This window comes from Betaproteobacteria bacterium (genome assembly GCA_016720855.1).
In the GTDB taxonomy this organism is placed as follows: Bacteria; Pseudomonadota; Gammaproteobacteria; order Burkholderiales; family Usitatibacteraceae; genus FEB-7.
Map to the genome: position 1 here is coordinate 537,037 of JADKJU010000001.1, position 20,984 is coordinate 558,020.

Sequence of the window (20,984 nt, forward strand, 5' to 3'; positions counted from 1 at the left end):
AGCTTGTCCCGATGAAACGCATTGCCCTCGCCGCGCTGGTCGCCAGCGCGCTGTCCACTGCTGCCTTCGCGGCTCCGGAAACCTTCACCATCGATTCCGGGCACACCTACCCGAGCTTCGAGATCGGCCACTTCGGCTACTCCATCCAGCGCGGCCGGTTCAACAAGACCAGCGGCAAGATCACCCTAAACGCCGCTGCGAAGAAGGGCATGGTCGACATCACGATCGATGCCGCATCGATCAGCACAGGCAACGAGAAGCTCGAGGCGCACCTGAAGGGCGAGGATTTCTTCAACGTGGCGAGGTTTCCCACGCTCACGTTCAAGTCGGCCGGATTCACCATGGATGGCGACACAGTCAAGATGGTGCCGGGCGAACTCACGATCCTTGGCGTCACGAAGCCTGTGACCCTTACCGCGAGCCAGTTCAAGTGCGCGGACCATCCGATGGCCAGGAAGAAAGCCTGCGGCGGCGAGTTCACCGCGAAGATCAATCGGACCGACTTCGGCATGAAGTACGCGGTGCCCAACGTCGCCGACGAAGTTACGCTGCGCATCAACGTGGAAGCCTTGAAGGACTGAGGGAAGTTCGCGCCTGCGAAATGAGGCCGGCACCGCCGGCCTTTTTTCTTGCACGCCGGGCAGCGACACCACAAAATTGGCGGCCATGCTCGCCTCCCACTTCTCCCGCTTCTTTGCCGCGAACCCGGATCTCCTTCACTTCGCGGCCCACAGCCACCATCCCTGGCCCGACGTCACGGAATCCGCGCACGCACGCTACTGGACCGACTCGGCCACGCTCGCCGATCGCAAGTGGGCGCATGTCCTGGGCAAGGTGCTTCCGGACTCCCAGGCCCACATCGCGCGGCTTCTGTCGCTGTCGGATGCGAGGCAGGTGGCCTTCGCGCCCAACACCCACGAGTTCGTGGCGCGCCTGTATTCCTGCCTCGACTGGTCGCGCCCGGTGCGCGTCCTGGCGAGCGCGCACGAGTTTCACAGCTTCCGGCGCCAGACGAGGCGCCTGGCGGAAACGGGCAGGCTTTCGCTCACCGAGATCCCGGCCGAGCCCTATGAGACGTTCGACCGGCGATTCGCGGCTGCGGCATCGGGCGGCGAATGGGATTTGGTGTGGGTATCCCATGTCTTCTTCGATTCCGGGTTCGTCGTCCGTGACCTCGAAGCGATCGTGAATGCGTCGCCGCCGGCAGCGGTCGTCGCCATCGACGGGTACCACGCCTTCCATGCATTGCCGGTCGATCTTTCCCGACTCCATCGGCGCGCCTTCTACATGGCGGGCGGCTACAAGTACGCGATGTCGGGCGAAGGCGCGTGCTTTCTCGCCATTCCGCCGGGCTGCGACCTGCGGCCGGCGGACACGGGCTGGTACGCCGCGTACGATTCCCTGTCCGGCAAGCCTGGTGCGGCGGTTCCCTATTCCGCCGACGCGTTCCGGTTCTGGGGCGCAACGTTCGACCCTTCCGGGCTGTATCGCTTCAACGCGGCGATGGATTGGCTTTCGAGCCTGGGCGTCACGGTCGCCGCCATCCATGCCCACGCGAAACACCTGCAATCACAATTCCTCGACGGTCTCGATGGCCTGGCTCTCGAAAGATTGCCCCGGGATAGCCTCGTACCGCCGGCCGGATCGCCACGCGGCAATTTCCTCACTTTCGACCTCGAGTGCGCCGAGGACGCCCAGCAGCGCCTGGCGGCACGCGGCATCTACATCGACCGGCGCGATCGTCGCCTTCGCTTCGGCTTCGGCGTGTATCACGACGAGGCGGCCGTGAACGCCCTGCTCGAAGCGGTCGACGGAGCTCTGCGATAAGATCGTCCCCATGAACGTCCTGAGACTCGCCGCTGCCGCCGCGCTCGTGGCGCTGGCGGCGCCAGCCGGCCTCGCCGCCGGGGCTTTTCCGGCCAAGCCGATCCGCTTCGTGGTGCCCTACCCCGCCGGCGGCCCGCTCGATATCGTAGCCCGCCTTCTCGGTCAGAAGATTTCCGCGAGCATCAAGCAGCCCGTGGTGGTGGATAACGTACCCGGGGCAGGCGGCAACATCGGCGCGAATGCGGTCGCAAGAGCTGTCCCCGACGGCCACACGATCCTCATGGGCGCCGTCGCCACGCACGCGATCAACCCGACGCTTTATCCGGGCATTCCGTACGACGCGCAGAAGGACTTCATCGCCGTCACGCAAGTCGCCTCCACGCCCAACGTGCTGGTCGTGAACCCCGCGGTCAAGGCCCTTTCGGTGGCGCAGTTCATCACGCTGGCGAAAGCGCAGCCCGGCAAGCTCAACTTCGGGTCCGGCAGCACGGGCAGCGCGGGCCACCTCGCCGGCGAGCTCTTCAAGTCGATGGCCGGCGTGGACATGGTTCACGTTCCCTACAAGGGTGCGGCAGCCGCGATGCAGGATCTCGTCGGAGGGCGCATCGACGCCATGTTCGACAACCTGGCCTCATCGCTCTCGCAGGTGAAAGGCGGCCGCGTCCGGGCACTCGCGGTCACCACCGCCAGGCGCTCCGATCTGGCGCCCGACCTGCCCACGATCGCCGAGTCGGGCCTGCCCGGTTTCGACATCAGCACGTGGTTCGGGATCTTCGTGCCGGCCGGCACGCCGAAGCCTGCCGTCGATCGCCTGCATGCCGAGTTCGTCCGGGCACTCGCCGCTCCCGATGTGCGCGAGAAGATGCTCGCTCTCGGCGCGGAGCCGGTCGGCAGCACGCCTGCGGAGTTCGCCGCCTACGTGAAGACCGAGGCCGCCCGGTACGCGAAGCTCATCAGGGCTTCGGGCGCCACGGTCGACTGAAAGGACGTGCCATGGTTCGACGCCTGGCCTGGTTTCTCGCCTTCGCAGGTGCCGTTCCCTTCGTTCTCGCGACGGGCGCGCTCTACGCATCGGACGCCTCCAGCGTTCGCGTGCCCGCCATCACCGCGCTCGTCACCTACTCAGCGGTGATCCTGTCCTTCCTCGGGGGCATCGAATGGGGGCTTGCGATCCGCGACGAGAGCGGAAACGAGGCCACGCGCGTCGCCGCGCTCGGGCTGAGCACCGTGTCATCGCTCGCCGCGTGGGCCTTGCTCTGGCTTCCCTCGCCCAGGTGGCAGGTGGGCTCCGCCCTGGCTCTCTTCGCTGCGGTGTGGGTTGCCGACCAGTGGATGGCGGGCCGGGGCCTGCTGCCGAGCTGGTTCGTGGACCTTCGCACCGTTGTCAGCGTACTGGTCGTGCTGATTCTCGCCGTCGCCCTCTTCCGGCTCTAGGCGCCTTCACTTCCGGCGCTTGCGGCGCGCGGGCGCGTGGCGCTCGAGCCAGGCAAAGAACTCCCGGTACCAGAGCCTGGAGTTCTGTGGCTTCAGGATCCAGTGGTTCTCATCCGGGAAGAACACCAGGCGCGCGGGAACGCCCCTTGCCTTGAGCGTGTTGTAGTAGGCGAGCGCCTGCGAATCCGGCACGCGGTAGTCGAGGAGGCCGTGCATCACCAGCGTGGGTGTCTTCATGCGTTGCACTTGCGCCCGGGGATTCTGCCTGTCCACCTTGCCCGGGTCGTCCCAGTAGAAGGCTCCCAGTTCCTTGGGATGCCAGTACCAGGCATCATCGGAGAACATCGCCACCCAGTCGAAGCATCCGGCGTGGCAGACGAAGGCCTTGTAGCGGTCCGTGTGGCCGTTCATCCAGGCGACCATGTAGCCGCCATAGCTCCCCCCGGCGGCCAGCAGGCGGCGGCGGTCGATGTATCCGGTGCGCAACATGAAATCGGTCCCGGCCTCGACGTCGGCGTACTCGCGCTTGCCCCACTCGCCATTGATGGACTCGAGGAAGCGCTGTCCGAACGACGACGAACCGTGGTAGTTCACGCAAACGACCACGTAGCCCTGCGCGGCAAAGGCGTGGTTGTTCCACCGGAAATGGAAGTTGTCGCCCCAAATCCCGTGCGGCCCGCCGTGGATGTTGTGCAGCAGCGGCCATTTCTTCGAGGGATCGAAGTTCGGCGGGTAGATCGCCCACATCTGCACTTTCCGGCCATTCCAGCCGCGGATCTCGAACTCGCGCACTTCCCCCAGCGCAATCCCGGCCATCACGTCGTCGTTGAAGCGGTCGATCCGGCGCTCGCCCCGGTCCGGCGAAGTGCAAAAGACCGCCGGAGGCGTGCTCATCGCGTTGCGCACGAAGACGATCGCGTTCTGCGCGACGGCGAATTCGGAGACCGTACCTCCCAGCGCCGCAATTTCCGGGTTGCTTTCGCCCAGCCGCCAGCGGAACGCGTGAGTGCGGGCGCGATCTTCCGAGACGAACACGAGCGACGAGGAGTCTGCCTCCCAGGCGAGCGGCCCGTGCACGTCCCGGTCCCACGCATCCGGAAGCGGTTTCAGCCGACCGGTCCTGCGCTCGATGAGTGCGATGCGCGATTCGGCCACCGGGCTGCGGCGGATGTCCCGCGTGAGGAGCGCCAGCCATCGTCCGTCTGGCGAATAGCTCGGGCTCCCGTGGCTCAGCCGGGAGCCCTTCGTGACCGTGCTGAACCGCTTGCCGCGCAGGTCGAGCACGACGACGTGGTATTCGTGGTCGAAGCGTTTTTCCTCGGCCGGGTCGAAAGTGAAGGCAATTTCACCGCCTTCGGGCGCGATGTCGTAGTGATGCGCGGACGGATCGGCGGCCGGCAGTTCGTAGGGCGTACCCGAGAAGAGGTCCGTGATGCGCTGCGTGGCCACATCGACCACGAAGAGCCGGGGCACGCGGCCATCCGAGAGCCAGTGGTCCCAATAGCGGTAGGCCTCGTGCTCCACGACGTGTGCCTTGACCTTGGAGTCCTTGTGTTCCTTGTAGCGCGCCTCGTGGGCCTGGTAGCCGACCGCGTCGGGCCACACCCAGGAGATGAACGCCACGCGGCGCGAATCCGGGAACCACTTGATGCCGGAAACTCCCGTGGGCATCTGCGTGACCCGGCGCGCCTCGCCCCCGTCGGGCGCGATGAGCCAGAGCTGCGGTTCCTCATCCTTGTCGCGCTTCGCGACGAACGCGATGTTCGTGCCGTCCGGCGACCAGCGGGGCTCGCCGTCCTTTTCCCCGGCCTCCGTCAGGGCCCGGGGCTCACCCCCGAACGTGGAGAGGAGCCAAAGCTTGGAGCGGCCCTTGTTCTCCTCCATGTCGTAGGTGGTGACGGAAACGCACACCTGCGCGCCGTCGGGTGAAAGGGTGGGCTGCGCAGGTCGCGCAATCCGCCAGAGGTCTTCGGCGCCGAGGCGTTGGGATTTGGTGGCCATGGCGAGCGATTCTACCGGCGGCGGGCGGTAGAATGGGCGCAAATTCGGGAGATCCCATGAAGCCCAGCGATACCAAGCCCGCTTTCCGGTGGGAAGACCCTTTTCTCCTCGAGGACCAGTTGTCCGAGGAAGAGCGCATGGTTCGCGACAGCGCCCGCGCCTACTGCCACGAAAAGCTCCAGCCCCGGATTCTCGAGGCCAATCGCCACGAGCGATTCGACCGTGCCATCCTGAACGAGATGGGGGAACTCGGCTTTCTGGGCTCCACGATCGAAGGCTATGGCTGCGCGGGTGTGAACCACGTTTGCTACGGTCTCATCGCACGCGAGATCGAGCGCGTCGATTCGGGCTACCGCTCCACGATGAGCGTGCAATCCTCGCTCGTCATGCATCCGATCCATGCCTACGGCACCGAGGCCCAGCGCGAGAAATGGCTTCCGCGCCTGGCGACCGGCGAGCTTGTCGGGTGCTTCGGCCTCACCGAGCCCAACTATGGGTCCGATCCGGGCGGGATGATCACGCGCGCGCGCAAGGTGGACGGCGGCTGGCGGGTGAGCGGCGCCAAGATGTGGATCTCGAACTCGCCCATCGCGGATGTCTTCGTGGTGTGGGCCAAGGATGACGCGGGCGACATCCGCGGCTACGTGCTCGAGAAAGGCATGAAGGGGCTTTCGGCCCCAAAGATCGAGGGCAAGTTCAGCCTGCGGGCCTCCGTCACGGGCGAAGTGGTGATGGACGAGGTTTTCGTCCCTGACGACAACTTCCTGCCCAACGTGAAGGGGCTCAAGGGTCCGTTCGGGTGCCTGAACAAGGCGCGCTTCGGGATCGCCTGGGGAGCCCTGGGCGCCGCGGAGTTCTGCTGGCAGGCGGCGCGCCAGTACACGATGGACAGGAGCCAGTTCGGGCGACCTCTCGCCTCCAACCAGCTCATCCAGAAGAAACTCGCGGACATGCAGACGGAGATCGCCCTGGGACTGCAGGCGGTGCTGCGCGTGGCGCGCCTGCTCGACGAGGGCCGTGCCACGCCGGAGATGATCTCCCTGGTTAAGCGCAACTCCTGCGGCAAGGCGCTCGACATCGCGCGCGTGGCGCGGGACATGCATGGCGGGAACGGGGTCAGCGACGAGTACCACGTGATTCGCCACATGCTGAATCTCGAGGCGGTCAACACCTACGAGGGCACGCACGACGTGCATGCGCTCATCCTCGGGCGTGCGCAGACGGGAATATCGGCTTTCTGACCGCGAACGCCTCGCGCGCCTTCAATGCAGTTCTTCGTCCAGCACGATGCCCGGCGGTAGTGGCACGGCGTCGATCCCCTCCTCGCGCAGCTCGACCGCTTCATCGGCCGACACGCGACCGCGGATCCCGCGCGACGATTCTTCGCCATAGTGGATCCGGCGCGCGACTTCGGGAAACATCCGCCCGACGTCCTCGGTATGGGTCGCCACGTAGGACTTGAGCTTCGCGAGGGCAGCCGAAAGCTCCGGTGCGGAGACCGGATCCCGGGCGACCACGGGCATCGTCTGGGTGCCGCGAGCCCCCGTGTTCACGTAAGGAGCAGAGGGCAACCGGGCGACGCTTTGGTCATCGCATAGCGGGCAGCGCACCTCGCCGCCCGCGTGCTGGCGGTCGAACTCGTCCGCAGAGGCGAACCAGCCCTCGAAGTCGTGCCCTTGGCTGCAGGAGAGTCGAAAGACCTTCATGGAAAGGAAATGGGGAGCGGAAGCGGTAATTCAACTTCCACGCCGCCACTCATGTCCCCGCCATGCCGCGCCGCTCGCCTTCCGCGAGCCGGGCCATGCGTTCGACCGCGGGCGAACAGGCGACCACATGGCGGTTCACGTAGCTCTCGTGGTTTCGCTCCACGTCGTCGAGGGCATAGACGTAGTTCACCATCAGGCCGAGCGACTGGTGCAGCCCTTTCATCGAGGCATCCGCCCGCCAGTTGATGCGCTCGAGGCGGGCGCCATTGCCCAGGTGGAAGCGGGCCACCGGATCGAGCACGTGCCCATCCTTCCACTCGTGGGCAAGGTAGCGCACCCCGAGGGCCTCCAGGGGTTCGCGAAGCTCGTCTCCAGGCAGCCTTGCCGGTTGCGCCTGCGCGGCAAAGCGAATGGGCGGGGCCGAGGCGAGTCCCTGATCGATCGGCTGGCCCCGGAGCCACTTGCGGAAACCCGGCATGGGAGAGAGCGTGGCGAACTGGCGCAGGTTGGGCAGCTCCTCGTGGAGATCCTGGGCGACCTGCTTGATCAGGAAATTGCCGAAGGAAACGCCCTTCAGCCCCGGCAGGCAGCTGGTGATCGAGTAGAAGACCGCGCAGCGCGCCTTCCTCGGGTCGCCGACGGCACTGTCCGTGGAAAGAATTGGCGCCACCGCGGACGGCAACTCGTCCACGAATGCGACTTCGACGAACACGAGCGGTTCGCCGGGCAAGGCGGGATGAAAGAAGGCGAAGCAGCGGCGGTCCCGCTCGAGGCGGCGCTTGAGGTCCGGGAACCCCTGAATTTCGTGGACCGCCTCGTACGCGATGAGCTTTTCGAGGATCGACGCAGGCGTTCCCCAGTCGATGCGCCGGAGTTCGAGAAATCCGCGGTTGAACCACGACCCGAAGAGGTGCGTGAGATCGTCGTCCACGGCGGCGAGCTGCGGGTTGGCGGGAAGCGCTTCCAGAAGCACCTTGCGCATTCCCACCAGCGCCACGGTGCCGTTGGGCGCCGTGTTCATGCGCCGGAACACCTCCTGCCGCGGCGGCTCGGTCACTTTCTGCAGCCGGGCGAGAGTCGCCGGGCCGGTGTCGCGCCGGTAGGCCTCGGCGGCCGCCAGCACCTCGTCGGGATCGGGCGAGAAATCGCGTGCCAGGATGTCGAAGAAGAGCCGACGGCCGTCCTCGTCCAGCCCGTTGTACAAGGCAACCGAGCGCCGAGCCATCATGGCGCCCGACGATTCACCCCTCTCGGAAATCAGCGTGTGGAGCAACTTGGCCAAGCGCAGCGCACGCCGCTCGCTGCGCCCGCGGGTGGCTGCGGCGAAGGTGCCGACCAGCCGATCGATGATCGCGCGCGTGCCGGGCATGCTCACCCCGCAAGCGACGAGTAGCGGTCGCGAAGGACGTTCTTCTGCACCTTGCCCATGGTGTTTCTCGGCAGTTCCTTCACGACGAAGACGCGCTTCGGCACCTTGAAGTTCGCGAGACTGGACTTGAGCCAGGCGATGACTTCCGCTTCCGTGGGCACGGGCTGTCCGGGGCGCGTGACGACGACCGCCGTCACGGCCTCGCCGAAATCCGGGTGTGGCACGCCGATCACCGCGGATTCCGCCACAGCGGGCATTTCGTCGATGGCCAGCTCGACTTCCTTCGGGTACACGTTGTAGCCGCCGGTGATGATGAGGTCTTTGGATCGCCCGACGATGGACAGGTATCCGTCATTCGAGAACGAACCGACGTCGCCGGTCCGGAAGAATCCGTCGGTCGTGAACTCCTCCTTGGTCTTCTCGGGCATGCGCCAGTAGCCAGACAGCACGTTGTCACCCTTCACCTGGATTTGGCCGATCTCCCCCGCCGCACAGGGCTCGCCGGTGTCGCCGACGACGCGAACCTCGGTTCCCGGCAACGGCAATCCCACCGTTCCGGGCCGCCGTTCGCCATCCAGTGGATTGGAGGTGAGCATGCCGGTCTCCGTCATGCCATAGCGCTCGAGGATGCGCTGGCCCGTCTTCATTCCGAATTCCGCGTGCGTCTCCGCGAGCAACGGCGCCGAGCCGGATATGAACAGGCGCATCCGCGAGCACGCGTCGCGATCGAGCCCGGCCTCATTCAGCAGGCGCGTGTAGAAGGTGGGCACGCCCATGAATACCGTGCTGCGCCGGAAATCCTCCAGCGCTGCGTGCGAATCGAACTTCCCGTGAAAGCGCATTGCCGTCCCGTTCATCAGCACACAGTGGCACGCCACGAACAGGCCGTGCACGTGAAAAAGCGGCAGCATGTGCACCAGGACATCCGTCGGGCGGAAACCCCAGTACGCATGAAGCACCTTCGCGTTCGACGCGAGATTGCGGTGCGTGATCATCGCCCCCTTCGAGCGCCCCGTGGTTCCCGAGGTGTAGAGGATCGCCGCGAGATCGTCGGCGCGCCTGGGCGCCGTGTCGAACCGGGGTTTCCCGGCACGGGCCGCCTCGACGAAGCTGCCCTCCCCGTTCTCATCCAGCGTGAACACGTGCCGGATGCCGCGTTTCGCCGCGAGGGGCTCGAGCCAGGGCGCCGAACGCGGTTGGGCGACAACCGCGCCCGGCTCCGCATTCTCGAGGAAGTACCCCACCTCCCCTTGCTGGTAGGCGCTGTTGAGCGGGAGGTAGACGAGGCCCGCGCGCAGGCAGGCCAGGTAGAGCAGCAGCGCCTCGGGTGACTTCTCGACCTGCACGGCGATGCGGTCGCCGGGAGAAAGGCCCAGCGCGGCAAGGCAGGACGCGTATCGGGCGCAGGTCTGCTCGGCCTCGCCATAGGCGATCTCGCGTCCGTCAGGCAGGATCAGGAGCGCTCGCGTGCGGTCAGCCGGAAAGCGCGATTCGAACAGCGAGTAAAGGTTGTCGTTCATGCGCAGGCTCACGGCACCAGGCCGAGCTTGAGTTCCACGTCGGCGACACCCGCGCTGCGGTACTCGGCAATGTCGGCAATCGCGTCCCGGTTCACGCCCAGTATGCTCGCGAGCGCCGCGCCGGGCAGGACCTGGACATCCGCGCCGAACAGCACGGCAACGCGCGAGGCCGGCGACGCCAGCGCCACGTACACGCCCCCACCTGCGCGGTCGAGAATCGTCAGCTCGACGTGGGTTCCCCGCGCGGCAAGCGCCGCGAGCGCCACGCCCATATCGACAATGAACTCGGTGAGGACGACCTTCTCGTCCTCGAGCCGCGCGGCATGGGATTCGCAATCGAGGATGACCTCGAGGCGAGCCGGCGCCTGGATCGCCAGCCGCCAGGCCGCCTGCGCGAAGCGCCACGCCCTCTCGGCGCCGACGTGTGACCTGCCGGCCAATCCCAGGATGGGCACCGTGACGCCATCGCGGGTCGCCTCTCCGGTGATGACGCCCTCGCACTCCAGGGCCTGGTAGCCCTGCGGAAAGAGCTTCTCCAGTTCCTTGCGGCGCAAGGCTTCCGGTTGGCGCGTCGTGAGCCCCTTCTCGAGTCGGGCGAAAAGCAATTGATGGCGTTCGTGGAAGGTACCCCATGAGCCCGCCCCAGCGGCCAGCGCCTCACGCAGCCATGCGGCGAGATCCATGCCGGGCACCCAGACGGTGTTGGCGTCGCTTGCCTTGGCGCGCGCGCCGGCCCCGATGGATGCCGCCGCAATGGCCCGGAACATGTCGTCCAGCGCGTTTGCGCCGGCCGTCTGCGCGAGGATCGACGGGCCGGACATCGCGAGCTGCGTTTCCGGGCTGAACAGCCGCTTCCCGGCCACGTGCGCGAGCATGCTGGCCCCACCGTAGCAGTTGCGTCCCAGGACCACCGCGATGGACGCGCCGGCTATGCGTGCCGCCAGCGCCTCGCGAAACAGGCGCCGGAAAGCGCCGAGCGCGTCGAGCCCTTCGGAGACCCGGGCGCCGGCCGAATCGAGGTAAAGGATCAAAGGTGCTTTCTCGCGCGCGGCGATCGCGAGAAGCGGTACCAGCCTGGACACCTCGCTCTTGCCGATCGACCCGCTGGCGATGCGATTCTCGATCAGCGCCAGGCGCACCGGACGGCCGTCCAGAACCCCCTTGCCGATCGTGAGGTTGGCGACCGGGGTGCCGAGCGGCTCGAAGCCGAGCGTGCTGCGCAGCGCATCGAGTACGTTGGCTGCTGCGGGAACGGCATTCATGACGCCAGCGCGGCTGCGAGGGCCACGGCGGGATGCACGGCCTCGCGCGATGCGCCGTGTTCGATCTGGTGACGGCAACTCGTCCCCGCGGCGACGACCACGGTCGCCACACTGGCGGCGCGGATGGCCGGAAGGAGCGAGGCTTCTCCCATCGCCATCGAGACGTCGTAATGCGCGCGCTCGTAGCCGAACGAACCGGCCATGCCGCAGCAGCTCGATTCCACCGCGCTCACGCGCGCCCCCGGGATCGCGCGGAGCGCATCCATGGTGTCCTCGAAGCTCCCGAAGGCCTTCTGGTGGCAATGACCGTGCACGAGGATCTCGGACACAACGCCCTCGCGCCAGGCGATCTTCGCGCCTTCGCGCACGGCGCCGGCCACGAAGGACTCGAAAGAGACCGCGAGTTCCGAGAGCGCGGCTGCGCGGGAGTCGCCGGGATGCATCGCGAGGAATTCGTCCTTCAGCGAATAAAGGCATGACGGCTCCAGCCCCACGACCGGCGTGCCGCGTTCTATCCATGGCGCCAGGGCATCGATCATCCGTCGCGATTCCGCCTTCGCACGATCCACCATGCCAGCCGAAAGATACGTCCGGCCGCAGCAAAGTGGCCGGGCATCGGTACCGCGAGCCGGTACCACCTCGAAGCCGGCGGCCTCGATCACGAGCCGGGCCGAGGCGAGGTTGTCCGGCTCGAACCAGTTGTTGAAGGTGTCGGCGAAGAGCACCACCTCGCGTCCCCCCTTCGAGGCGTGCGCCGGTTGGCTGGCGAGCCACGGCTTGCCGCTGAAGGCGGGCAGCTTGCGGCGGGAATCGAAGCCGGCCAGCGCGCGCATCGCGTGCGAAACTCCGGGAAGCCGCTGCGCCATGTTCACGAGCGGGGCGAATCGCGACGCCCACCGCGCATAGGCCGGCAGCATTCCCACCAGCCGGTCGCGCACGCTGTAGCCGTTGCGGGCCCGGTCATGGTGCAGGTATTCGATCTTCATGCGCGCCATGTCCACGCCCGTGGGGCATTCGCGGCGGCAGCCCTTGCAGGACACGCACAGGTCGAAGGCCTCCTTGACGGCAGCCGAGGCGAAGCCGTCCACGCCGAGCTGACCCGAAAGGGCGAGGCGCAGCGTGTTGGCCCGGCCTCGCGTGAGGTGGGCCTCGTCCCGCGTTACCCGGTAGCTGGGGCACATCGTCCCGGCGTCGAATTTGCGGCAGTGGCCGTTGTTGTTGCACATCTCCACGGCCCCGGGAAGACCGCCCCACGCACTCCAATCGAGTACCGTGGCCGGCGCCTGGGCGCGATAGTCCGGCTTGTAGCGCAGGAGCGAGCGGTCGTCCTGCTTCGTCGGGTTCACGATCTTGCCCGGGTTCATGAGCCCTTTCGGGTCGAACCATCCCTTGATTTCGGAGAGCGCCGCCGTGAGCCGCGGCCCGAAGAAAGGCGCGATCCACTCGGAACGCACCAGGCCGTCGCCGTGCTCTCCCGAATAGGCGCCCTTGTAGCGGCGCACCAGGTCGGCCGCCTCCTCGGCGATGGCGCGCATGCGGATCGTCCCGTCGCCCTTCATGTTGAGGATCGGGCGCACGTGCAGGCAGCCGACCGATGCGTGAGCGTAGAACGTGCCTTCGGTGCCGTGCTTGCGAAAGACCTCCGTCAGCTTCGAGGTGTATTCCGCCAGGTGCTCCAGCGGCACGGCGCAGTCCTCGATGAAGGACACCGGCTTCCCGTCGCCCTTCATCGACATCATGATGTTGAGGCCCGCCTTGCGCACCTCCCACAGGGCCTTCTGTTGCCCGGCATCGAGAAGCTCGACGACGCCGTCCGGAAAGCCCAGGTCCGCCATCAGCTCTGTAAGTCGCTTCACGCCACGCACCTGCTCGTCGCGGTCCTCCCCGGCGAACTCCACGAGGAGGATCGCGTCGGGCTGGCCGCGAACGTAGGCATTGATGGTCGGGGCGAAAGCCGGAATCGCCCGCGAGAGCTCGATCATCGTCCGGTCAACCAGCTCGACGGCGCAGGGCCCCAGCTTCACGATGTGCTGCGCGGCGTCCATCGCGTCGTGGAAGCGCGGGAAATGCGCCACGCCTAGCGCCTTGTGCTTCGGGATGTCCGCGAGGTCGAGCGTGATGCGCTCGAACCACGCGAGCGTGCCTTCGCTGCCTACGAGGAGCTTGGCGAGGTTCTGCCCCTCGGAGGCCAGGCAGTCGAGGTTGTAACCCGCGACATGGCGCGAAACCTTGGGGAATCGCGCCTCGATCTCGTCCTTCTCGCGATCCCAGAGCGCCGCCGCCCGCGCCGAAAGCGCGCGGATGGCCGGATGGTTCATCTCGGCCGCCGGCCCGAAGCGGCCGCGCGTTCCATCGGCGAGCCACGCGTCGATCGCGGCGACGCGGTGGACCATATAGCCGTAGGCGATGGACCGCGACCCGCAGGAATTGTTGCCCGTCATTCCGCCCAGCGTTGCCTGCGCGGCCGTCGAGACATCCACAGGAAACCACAGGCCGTGCCGTCGCACCTGGGCATTGAGATGGTCGAGCACGATGCCCGGCTCCACCACCGCGCGCCTCGTCACCGGATCGACCTCGACGAGCCTGTTCAGGTGCTTGCTTGCATCGACCACGAGCGCCGCGCCCACCGTCTGGCCCCCTTGGGACGTCCCTCCACCGCGAGGCAGAATGGGCACGCCCTCCTCCGCGGCGATCTGCAGCGCGATGACCGCCGCCTCCATCGTGCGCGGCACCACCACGCCCACGGGCTCGATCTGGTAGATGGACGCGTCGGTCGAATAGTGGCCCCGGCTCGCCTTGTCGAAGAGCACGTCGCCTTCGACTTCCCGTTTCAGGCGCTCGGCGAGCGGGTGGATGGGGGCGTTGCGATCCGGGGAGAAGCGGATTGGGAGCGTGGTGGTCATCAGGGTCTTTACTCGCCCGCGGATGGAGTCCCGCGGCCGTCTGCGGCATTATGGGCAGAAAACACCGCCCCGCTGCAATGACGCACGTGGCTGAACGAAGGAGATTCCATGCCAGCCGGACGCCATTTCCTGCAGATCCCGGGACCCACCAATGTTCCCGACAGGGTCCTGCGGGCCATCGACCGCGCCACCATCGACCACCGCGGGCCCGAGTTCCAGGCATTGGGGCAGGAAGTGCTGGCCGGCATCAAGCGCATCTTCAAGACGCGCCATCCGGTGGTGATCTACCCGGCCTCCGGGACGGGAGCTTGGGAAGCCGCTCTCGTGAACGTGCTTTCCGCCGGCGACAAGGTGCTCATGTACGAATCCGGGCAGTTCGCCGCCCTCTGGTGCAAGCTCGCCAGGCGACTCGGGCTCGAGATCGAGCTGATCCCCGGCGACTGGCGACGAGGCGCCGAGGCACCCGCCATCCAGGCTCGCCTCGCAGCTGACAAGGGGCACGCCATCAAGGCCGTGTGCGTCGTGCACAACGAGACCTCGACCGGCGCCACGACCCGCGTTCCCCTGGTGCGCAAGGCCATGGACGACGCGGGCCATCCCGCCCTGCTCCTCGTCGACACGATCTCGTCGCTCGCCTCCATCGACTACCGCCACGACGAATGGGGCGTTGACGTGACCGTCGGCGGCTCGCAGAAAGGCCTCATGCTGCCGCCCGGGCTCTCCTTCAACGCGCTGTCCGACAAGGCGCTGGCCGCGCAGAAATCGGCGAAGCTGCCGCGCTCCTACTGGGACTGGGGCGAAATGCTCGGCCCCAACGAGAAGGGGTTCTTCCCCTACACGCCCGCCACCAATCTCCTCTACGGCCTCAGGGAAGCAATCCGGATGCTCGAGGAGGAAGGCCTGGACAACGTGTTCGCCCGCCATGACCGCCATGCGGAAGCGACTCGGCGGGCGGCCGCGGCGTGGGGACTCGAGGTGCTTTGCGCGGCCCCGGAGGAATACAGCTCCTCGCTCACTGCGCTCCTGGTGCCCGCCGGCCACGACGCCGACAAGCTCCGTGCCGCGATCCTCGACCGCTTCGACATGTCGCTCGGCATGGGGCTGGGCCGCCTGGCTGGAAAGGTATTCCGCATCGGGCACCTGGGCGATATCAACGACCTGACGCTCATGGGAACGCTTTCAGGTGTCGAGATGGGCCTCGAAATCGCCTCCATTCCCCATCGCAAGGGCGGAGCGCAGGCCGCGATGGACTACCTGGCGAGTTGCGCCCGCCCTGCCGCGAGCGCGGCCAAGGCGGCTTGATCGCGGCGGTTTACATCCCGGCCCGCATTCGCGTAACTTCCGGGCACTGCCGCACGAGACGGTACCCCATCGAACCAGTACGAGGAGACCCCATGAAGAGCCTCATCCGGCAAGGCGCGCTTGCGCTCTTCGCCACGGCCGCCCTGGCGCTGCCGGTCCTGTCGCAGGAAATCAAGATCTCGCACCAGTTCAAGGCCAATACCGATGGCCGCGACAAGGCCACGCGCGTCTTCGTCGAGGAAGTGAACAAGAAGGACCCGAGCCTCAAGTTCCGGATCTACCCGGGCAGCTCGCTGAACATCAAGCCCGTGGCGCAGTTCGACGCCCTTCAGTCGGGCACGCTCGAGATGGCCGTTTTCCCGATGTCCTACGCGGTCGGGAAGGTGCCGGAGATGTCGATCACGATCATGCCCGGCACGATCACGAGCATCGACCACGCCATGCGCCTCAAAGGCACGGCCTTTCACAGGAAGCTCCAGGAAGTGGCCGAGAAGAACGGCGTGCACATCGTCACGTGGTGGTGGACGCCCGGCGGCTTCGCTTCCAAGATCCACGAAATCGGCGGCCCGGACACCGTCAAGGGCGAGAAAATGCGCGCGGCGGACCCGACCTTCGAAAGCATGCTGAAAGCCGCGGGCGCCTCCGTGATCAACATTCCCTCCACAGAGATCTACCCGTCGCTGCAGTCGGGGGTTCTCACCTCGACCCTGACCTCGGCCGAGACCTTCGTGAGCATGCGCATCTACGAGCAGACGAAGTTCGCCACCGTCGGTGGCGACTACACGTTGTGGTGGCTGCTGCAGCCGCTGGTGATGTCCAAGTCCGCCTGGGACAAATTGACGCCCGCGCAGAAGAAGATCTTCGAGGAGGCGGCCGACAAGAGTGACGTTTTCTTCGCTGAGGGACAGCGCCAGGCGGTGAAGCACATGGAGGATGCCTACACGAAGGCGGGCGCCAAGGTGCGCGCGCTCACCAAGCCGGAATTCGAGGCCTGGATCGACCTGGCGAAGAAGACGTCGTGGCCCGAGTTCGCCGCGAAGTCCCCCGACGCGAAGCAGCTCCTGGATTTGATCACCGCGGTCAAGTGAGCCTCGCGGGGCGGCGGCAGCCGCCCCGACCTGCTCTCGAGGGCCCATCGCAGCGACCCGCGGACCGCCGGAGAAATACGTGCGTCAATTCGTTCGAATCGTGGATCGCGTGTCAGACGCGTGCGCGGTTGCGGCCTCGATCATGCTTGTCGGGGCGATGCTGATCGTCGTCTGGATGGTGATCTACCGCGCGCTTGGGAACTCCACTTATTGGGAGATCGAGGCTGCTGTCTACCTCATCGTCGGCGCGGTCCTCGTGGGTTCCCCGTTCTGCCTCAAGACTCACGGCCACATCGGTGTCGATCTGGTATCGCACCTGTTGTCGCCCGCTGCCCGTCGTGTTCTTGCGCGTGTCCTGGCAATTTTCGGCATCGTGGTGTGCGTTTACCTGGCATGGAAGGGCCTCGAACTCACCGTGGAGGCGTGGCACAAGAAGGAGGGCAGCGGCTCGCTTTGGAACCCGCCCCGGTGGCCCTTCTTCGCGATGATGCCCATCGGCCTGGGGCTCACGGCATTGCAGTACGTGGCGGAGATATTCCGCGAGGATCCGGACGGCGCGCCCGATACGGAAGCCCCCATTTCCGGGCAGGGGGCCTGAAAGGTGAACGAACTCCAGATCGGCCTTCTCATCCTCGTGGTCACGACGGCCGTCCTCTTTTCCGGCTTTCCCATCGCCTGGGGGCTCGCGCTCGTCTCCATTTCGTTCCTCCTTATCTTCAAGGGTCCCACGAGCCTCGCCGTGGTGGCCATCCAGTTCATGGACGAGCTCAATTCATTCGCGCTCCTCACCATCCCGCTCTTCATCCTCCTGGGGGCGGCGATCGGGGTCTCCGCGGCCGGCAAGGACATCTACAACTCCCTCTACCGCTGGCTCGCGCGCGTTCCGGGCGGGCTCATCATCGCGAACATCCTTGCCTGTGGCATGTTCTCGGCGGTCTGCGGGTCGTCCCCCGCGACTGCCGCGGCCATCGGCAAGGCGGGCGTGCCGGAGATGATCCGCCGCGGCGTGCCGCCGGCCCTTGCCACGGGTGCCATCTGCGCTGGCGGGACGCTCGGGATCCTCATCCCGCCGTCCATCACGATGATCCTCTACGGCCTCGCAACGGAAACCTCCATCGGGCGCCTGTTCCTGTCCGGCGTGGTTCCGGGGATCCTGCTGGTGCTGCTCTTCTCGGCGTGGGCCTGGTTCGCCACGCTGGTGGCAAAGCGGGAACTGGTCGTGCTCGACGAGCACTTCACGCTGAAGGAGAAGATGGAAGGCATGGTCCGCGTGGGACCCTTCCTCGCGATCATCGGCGCCATCGGCTACTTCATGTACGGCGGACTCGCCACGCCCTCGGAGATCGCGGCGATCGGCGCCTTCCTCGCGCTGGTGCTGGTGATCGTGATCTACAAGGCCTGGCGCCTTTCCGACCTGTGGCACATCTTCCGGGACACCGTGCGCGAGTCGAGCATGATCCTCATGATCATCGCGGCCTCGGCCCTCTTTTCCTACATGATGTCGCTCCTTTATGTCTCCCAGTCATCGGCGGAATGGCTGGTCGCGATCAATATGAACAAGTGGGTGCTGCTGTTCGTCATCAACCTGTTCCTGCTCCTCATGGGATGCTTCCTGCCACCGGTGGCCATCATCCTCATGCTGATGCCGATCCTCACGCCGGTGCTGGAGGCCCACAATTTCGACCTGATCTGGTTCGCGGTGCTGCTCACTATCAACCTCGAGGTCGGGCTCATCACCCCGCCGGTCGGGCTCAACCTGTACGTCCTGCGGGGCGTTGCGCCGGAGATTCCACTCGGCGTCATCCTGCGCGGCTCCGTGCCTTACGTCTTCATCATGCTGGCGTTCATGGTCCTGATGTGCTTCGTTCCGGGCATAGCCACGTGGCTGCCGGACATGCTCATGGGCCCCGGCCGCTGAAGACCCGCCCGCTTCTCGAGGGAGATCGCATGGCCGACATCGACATCACGCGCAACCATGACCTGGGCATGAAGGCCGCGCGCGACGCGGCGGACCGGATGGTCGAGGATCTCGGGAAGAAATTCGGCCTTAGCGGCGGCTGGACGGGGAATACGCACCACTTCGACCGCCCCGGGGTGACGGGAAGCCTGCACCTCACGGACAAGCACCTGCACCTCACGGTCACGCTGGGCTTCCTTCTGAAGATGATGAGGGCCCCGCTCGAGGCGGCGATCGTCCGCGAACTCGATTCCCTGTTCGAGAAGCACGCCGGAAAGACGGGACCCAAGCCCGCCCGCGGGCCCGCGGAGGTGGCAACACCGGTGAAGAAGCCCGCTAGCCCGAAATCGGGTTCGGGTGGCCGGAAAAAAGCCGGTTGAGGATCTCGCTCTCGCGGCCCGAGATCGTCGCGAGGAAGTGCTCGGCTCCTCCCATGTGGCGAAACGCCACGAACCCCCGCTCGAGAAACGTCTGCAGTTCTTCCAGTCCCAGCAATTTCGCCGGGCCGCGCATGACCTTGAGCGTCGCGAACAGGAACGGCATGACCACCAGCTTGTCCAATCGTCGCCCCACGTTGTCGATCAACTCGATCTGGCGGACCCGTTCCGCGCGAGCCCCCACCCGCCGGTACGCCCGCGCGTAGCTCGCTTCGGTCACCGGTCCGGGATCGATCGCGGCGGCCATCCGCCGGTCCAGGTCCTCGGAGAGCGCGTCCACCTCTATCGCCAGGGCCGCGGTTTCGACCGCCCCGCGCGGGAGGGTGCGGACCATGATCGGGTAGATGCGCCGCATTGCCTCGTCGCGGCCGCTGAAATCCTTCGCCCCGTACAGGTCGCCGAGAAAGAAAGCCGTCGCTTTCGCGTAGCGCGGATCGACCAAGAGGTCGGCATAGGTGCGCGCGAGTCGCACCGCCTGCCACGACTTGACGTCGACAAGGCGAGGCGGCTCGTGCCCGTGCGCTTCCCGGCCGCGCATGTCGCGCAGGTTCTCGAGGTGTCGCCGCAAGGACTCGGGAGCGGTGTCTGTATCTGGTGGGGCCATGGTCCGGGTTGCCTCGGGGAAATGCCACGGCTATTCTAACGAGTGATTGAAACGCTCGTTTGAATCCCCGTCAAGGCATACGCTTATTTTATTTATTATCTATTTATCTCAATACTTTATGAGCCCCTTCTAACGTTGTCTCTCAATACTGAACCCACCACTGCCCGTACCTCGCAAGACCCGTTGAGGGCCGAATTCGAACGCCACCAGGAGGCCTTTGCCCGCGATTCCTTCCCCGGTGCCGCCGAACGGATAGACCGCCTGAATCGGCTGGAAACACTCGTGAAGGACCATGCCTCCGAGTGGGCCGAGACGATCGCCAGGGACTTCGGCAGCCGTTCCCGGCATGAGACGCAGCTTCTCGAGGTATTTCCGTCCCTGGAGGCGCTCCGGCAAGCACGCAGCCATGTCAGGCGCTGGATGCGCCCCGAGCGCCGCTCGACCAGCCTCTGGTTCATGCCCGGCCACTCGAGCGTGGTGCCGCAACCGCTGGGGGTGGTGGGCATCGTGGTTCCATGGAACTATCCGCTCTACCTCGCGATCGGCCCCCTCGTGCCGGCGCTGGCGGCAGGCAACCGGGCGATGGTGAAGATGTCGGAAACCACGCCCGCCACCGGAGAGCTGCTCGAGCGGCTCGTGAAACGCTATTTTCCCCGTGGCGAGATCTCCGTCGTGAACGGCGGCCCGGAAGTCGCCCGGGACTTCTGCCGCCTGGCCTTCGACCACCTGCTCTTCACGGGCTCGACGAGCGTGGGACGCCAGGTCATGCGCGCAGCCTCGGACAACCTCACTCCCGTCACGCTCGAACTGGGCGGCAAGTCCCCTGCCATCATTGGCCGTGGCTTTGCGCTGGACGAGGCGGCGGACCGGGTGATGTTCGGCAAGTGCCTCAATGCCGGCCAGACCTGCGTCGCGCCCGACTACGTGCTCGTGCCGGAAGAGTGCGTCGATGCATTCTCCGATGCCGCCCGGCGCTCCGTGGCAGCGATGTACCCGACGCTCGCCGGCAACCCCGACTACACCGCCATCGTGGACGAGCGCCATCGGAATCGCCTCGGGCAGCTGCTCGAGGACGCGCTCGCCAAGGGGGCCAAGGCGATCGAGATCAACCCGGCGGGCGAGGATGTCGTCGCTGCCGGCAAGCGCGCCCCCACCCTCCTCGTCGGCGTCGACGACTCGATGACGGTGATGCGCGAGGAGATCTTCGGCCCGCTGCTTCCGCTCGTTCCCTACCGCAGCCTCGACGACGCCATCGCCTACGTGAACGCCCGGCCGCGGCCCCTCGCGCTCTATCTTTTCGAGCATGATCGCGAGGCCATCGAACTGGTGATCCGGCGAACCGTATCCGGCGGGGTCACGGTGAACGAGACCATCCTCCACATCGCCCAGGACGACCTGCCTTTCGGGGGGGTGGGCGAGTCGGGGAAAGGCCATTACCACGGCCGCGAAGGATTCGACACCTTCTCGAAGAAGAAGGCCGTCTTCCGCCAGTCGCGGCTCAATGGCCTGAAACTCTTCCGCGCGCCGTACGGCAAGCGCTTCGAACGCCTCGTGCGCCTGTTGCTGCGCTAGCA

At 66.3% G+C, this 20,984-nt stretch carries 18 protein-coding genes; 11 read left to right on the forward strand and 7 right to left on the reverse strand.

Annotated features, from left to right (window positions below):
- Positions 1-11: 11 nt before the first annotated feature.
- From IPP91_02345 to IPP91_02360, 4 genes are all read left to right on the forward strand, one after another.
- Entirely contained in the window at positions 12-581 is a 570-nt protein-coding gene (locus IPP91_02345; protein ID MBL0140915.1) for a polyisoprenoid-binding protein, read from the forward strand.
- A gap of 85 nt (positions 582-666) precedes the next feature.
- The gene (locus tag IPP91_02350; protein MBL0140916.1) at positions 667-1,827 is read left to right on the forward strand and encodes an aminotransferase class V-fold PLP-dependent enzyme; all 1,161 of its coding nucleotides are present in this window, start codon (positions 667-669) and stop codon (positions 1,825-1,827) included.
- A 10-nt stretch (positions 1,828-1,837) separates the two neighbouring features.
- On the forward strand, positions 1,838-2,809 hold the full coding sequence (locus IPP91_02355) for a tripartite tricarboxylate transporter substrate binding protein (protein MBL0140917.1): 972 nt from the start codon (positions 1,838-1,840) through the stop codon (positions 2,807-2,809).
- An 11-nt stretch (positions 2,810-2,820) separates the two neighbouring features.
- Positions 2,821-3,261 carry a DUF3429 domain-containing protein gene (locus tag IPP91_02360; GenBank protein ID MBL0140918.1) on the forward strand — a complete coding sequence of 147 codons (441 nt, stop codon included), beginning with the start codon at positions 2,821-2,823 and terminating at the stop codon, positions 3,259-3,261.
- A 6-nt stretch (positions 3,262-3,267) separates the two neighbouring features.
- Here the strand turns inward: IPP91_02360 and IPP91_02365 are convergent, their stop codons facing one another.
- Entirely contained in the window at positions 3,268-5,262 is a 1,995-nt protein-coding gene (locus IPP91_02365) for a S9 family peptidase (protein MBL0140919.1), read from the reverse strand.
- A 32-nt stretch (positions 5,263-5,294) separates the two neighbouring features.
- On the opposite strand from IPP91_02365, the gene IPP91_02370 reads away from it, so the two are divergent.
- Positions 5,295-6,503 (forward strand): acyl-CoA dehydrogenase, encoded by a 1,209-nt coding sequence (locus IPP91_02370; protein MBL0140920.1) that lies wholly within the window; start codon positions 5,295-5,297, stop codon positions 6,501-6,503.
- Between the two features lie 21 nt (positions 6,504-6,524).
- Here the strand turns inward: IPP91_02370 and IPP91_02375 are convergent, their stop codons facing one another.
- The 5 genes from IPP91_02375 to IPP91_02395 are packed head-to-tail and all read right to left on the reverse strand — an operon-like array spanning position 6,525 to position 14,022.
- Entirely contained in the window at positions 6,525-6,968 is a 444-nt protein-coding gene (locus IPP91_02375) for a DUF1178 family protein (GenBank protein ID MBL0140921.1), read from the reverse strand.
- A gap of 49 nt (positions 6,969-7,017) precedes the next feature.
- Positions 7,018-8,337, reverse strand: a complete 1,320-nt coding sequence (locus tag IPP91_02380; GenBank protein MBL0140922.1) for a malonyl-CoA decarboxylase — start codon at positions 8,335-8,337, stop codon at positions 7,018-7,020.
- A gap of 2 nt (positions 8,338-8,339) precedes the next feature.
- Positions 8,340-9,857 carry a malonyl-CoA synthase gene (locus tag IPP91_02385; GenBank protein ID MBL0140923.1) on the reverse strand — a complete coding sequence of 506 codons (1,518 nt, stop codon included), beginning with the start codon at positions 9,855-9,857 and terminating at the stop codon, positions 8,340-8,342.
- A gap of 8 nt (positions 9,858-9,865) precedes the next feature.
- Entirely contained in the window at positions 9,866-11,119 is a 1,254-nt protein-coding gene (locus IPP91_02390; protein MBL0140924.1) for a hypothetical protein, read from the reverse strand.
- Positions 11,116-14,022 carry an FAD-binding protein gene (locus IPP91_02395; protein MBL0140925.1) on the reverse strand — a complete coding sequence of 969 codons (2,907 nt, stop codon included), beginning with the start codon at positions 14,020-14,022 and terminating at the stop codon, positions 11,116-11,118. Before IPP91_02395 ends, IPP91_02390 begins: the two co-directional genes overlap by 4 nt.
- A gap of 108 nt (positions 14,023-14,130) precedes the next feature.
- Here IPP91_02395 and IPP91_02400 point away from each other — a divergent pair, with 108 nt between their 5' ends.
- The 5 genes from IPP91_02400 to IPP91_02420 all read left to right on the forward strand — a co-directional run bounded on the left by IPP91_02400 (position 14,131) and on the right by IPP91_02420 (position 18,749).
- Positions 14,131-15,324, forward strand: coding sequence for an aminotransferase class V-fold PLP-dependent enzyme (locus tag IPP91_02400; GenBank protein ID MBL0140926.1), 1,194 nt, complete (start codon positions 14,131-14,133; stop codon positions 15,322-15,324).
- A gap of 92 nt (positions 15,325-15,416) precedes the next feature.
- The gene (gene dctP / locus IPP91_02405; GenBank protein ID MBL0140927.1) at positions 15,417-16,412 is read left to right on the forward strand and encodes a TRAP transporter substrate-binding protein DctP; all 996 of its coding nucleotides are present in this window, start codon (positions 15,417-15,419) and stop codon (positions 16,410-16,412) included.
- Positions 16,413-16,491: 79 nt separating this feature from the next.
- A complete protein-coding gene (locus tag IPP91_02410) occupies positions 16,492-17,010 on the forward strand; it encodes a TRAP transporter small permease (protein ID MBL0140928.1) in 519 nt (172 codons plus the stop codon).
- 3 nt (positions 17,011-17,013) lie between these two features.
- Entirely contained in the window at positions 17,014-18,330 is a 1,317-nt protein-coding gene (locus IPP91_02415; GenBank protein MBL0140929.1) for a TRAP transporter large permease, read from the forward strand.
- 29 nt (positions 18,331-18,359) lie between these two features.
- The gene (locus IPP91_02420; protein MBL0140930.1) at positions 18,360-18,749 is read left to right on the forward strand and encodes a polyhydroxyalkanoic acid system family protein; all 390 of its coding nucleotides are present in this window, start codon (positions 18,360-18,362) and stop codon (positions 18,747-18,749) included.
- On the opposite strand, the gene IPP91_02425 is transcribed toward IPP91_02420, so the two are convergent.
- A complete protein-coding gene (locus tag IPP91_02425; GenBank protein ID MBL0140931.1) occupies positions 18,706-19,374 on the reverse strand; it encodes a hypothetical protein in 669 nt (222 codons plus the stop codon). The two genes, IPP91_02420 and IPP91_02425, sit on opposite strands and share 44 nt — an antisense overlap.
- A 219-nt stretch (positions 19,375-19,593) precedes the next feature.
- Here IPP91_02425 and IPP91_02430 point away from each other — a divergent pair, with 219 nt between their 5' ends.
- A complete protein-coding gene (locus IPP91_02430) occupies positions 19,594-20,982 on the forward strand; it encodes a coniferyl aldehyde dehydrogenase (GenBank protein MBL0140932.1) in 1,389 nt (462 codons plus the stop codon).
- The last annotated feature ends 2 nt before the right edge of the window (positions 20,983-20,984 follow it).

Coding starts and splice junctions, on each gene's coding strand:
- IPP91_02345 (MBL0140915.1), top strand. CDS start 12: ATGAAACGCATTGCCCTCGCCGCGCTGGTCGCCAGCGCGCTGTCCACT.
- IPP91_02395 (MBL0140925.1), bottom strand. CDS start 14,022: ATGACCACCACGCTCCCAATCCGCTTCTCCCCGGATCGCAACGCCCCC.
- IPP91_02370 (MBL0140920.1), top strand. CDS start 5,295: ATGGGCGCAAATTCGGGAGATCCCATGAAGCCCAGCGATACCAAGCCC.
- dctP (MBL0140927.1), top strand. CDS start 15,417: ATGAAGAGCCTCATCCGGCAAGGCGCGCTTGCGCTCTTCGCCACGGCC.
- IPP91_02355 (MBL0140917.1), top strand. CDS start 1,838: ATGAACGTCCTGAGACTCGCCGCTGCCGCCGCGCTCGTGGCGCTGGCG.
- IPP91_02375 (MBL0140921.1), bottom strand. CDS start 6,968: ATGAAGGTCTTTCGACTCTCCTGCAGCCAAGGGCACGACTTCGAGGGC.
- IPP91_02390 (MBL0140924.1), bottom strand. CDS start 11,119: ATGAATGCCGTTCCCGCAGCAGCCAACGTACTCGATGCGCTGCGCAGC.
- IPP91_02360 (MBL0140918.1), top strand. CDS start 2,821: ATGGTTCGACGCCTGGCCTGGTTTCTCGCCTTCGCAGGTGCCGTTCCC.
- IPP91_02380 (MBL0140922.1), bottom strand. CDS start 8,337: ATGCCCGGCACGCGCGCGATCATCGATCGGCTGGTCGGCACCTTCGCC.
- IPP91_02420 (MBL0140930.1), top strand. CDS start 18,360: ATGGCCGACATCGACATCACGCGCAACCATGACCTGGGCATGAAGGCC.
- IPP91_02365 (MBL0140919.1), bottom strand. CDS start 5,262: ATGGCCACCAAATCCCAACGCCTCGGCGCCGAAGACCTCTGGCGGATT.
- IPP91_02385 (MBL0140923.1), bottom strand. CDS start 9,857: ATGAACGACAACCTTTACTCGCTGTTCGAATCGCGCTTTCCGGCTGAC.
- IPP91_02400 (MBL0140926.1), top strand. CDS start 14,131: ATGCCAGCCGGACGCCATTTCCTGCAGATCCCGGGACCCACCAATGTT.
- IPP91_02350 (MBL0140916.1), top strand. CDS start 667: ATGCTCGCCTCCCACTTCTCCCGCTTCTTTGCCGCGAACCCGGATCTC.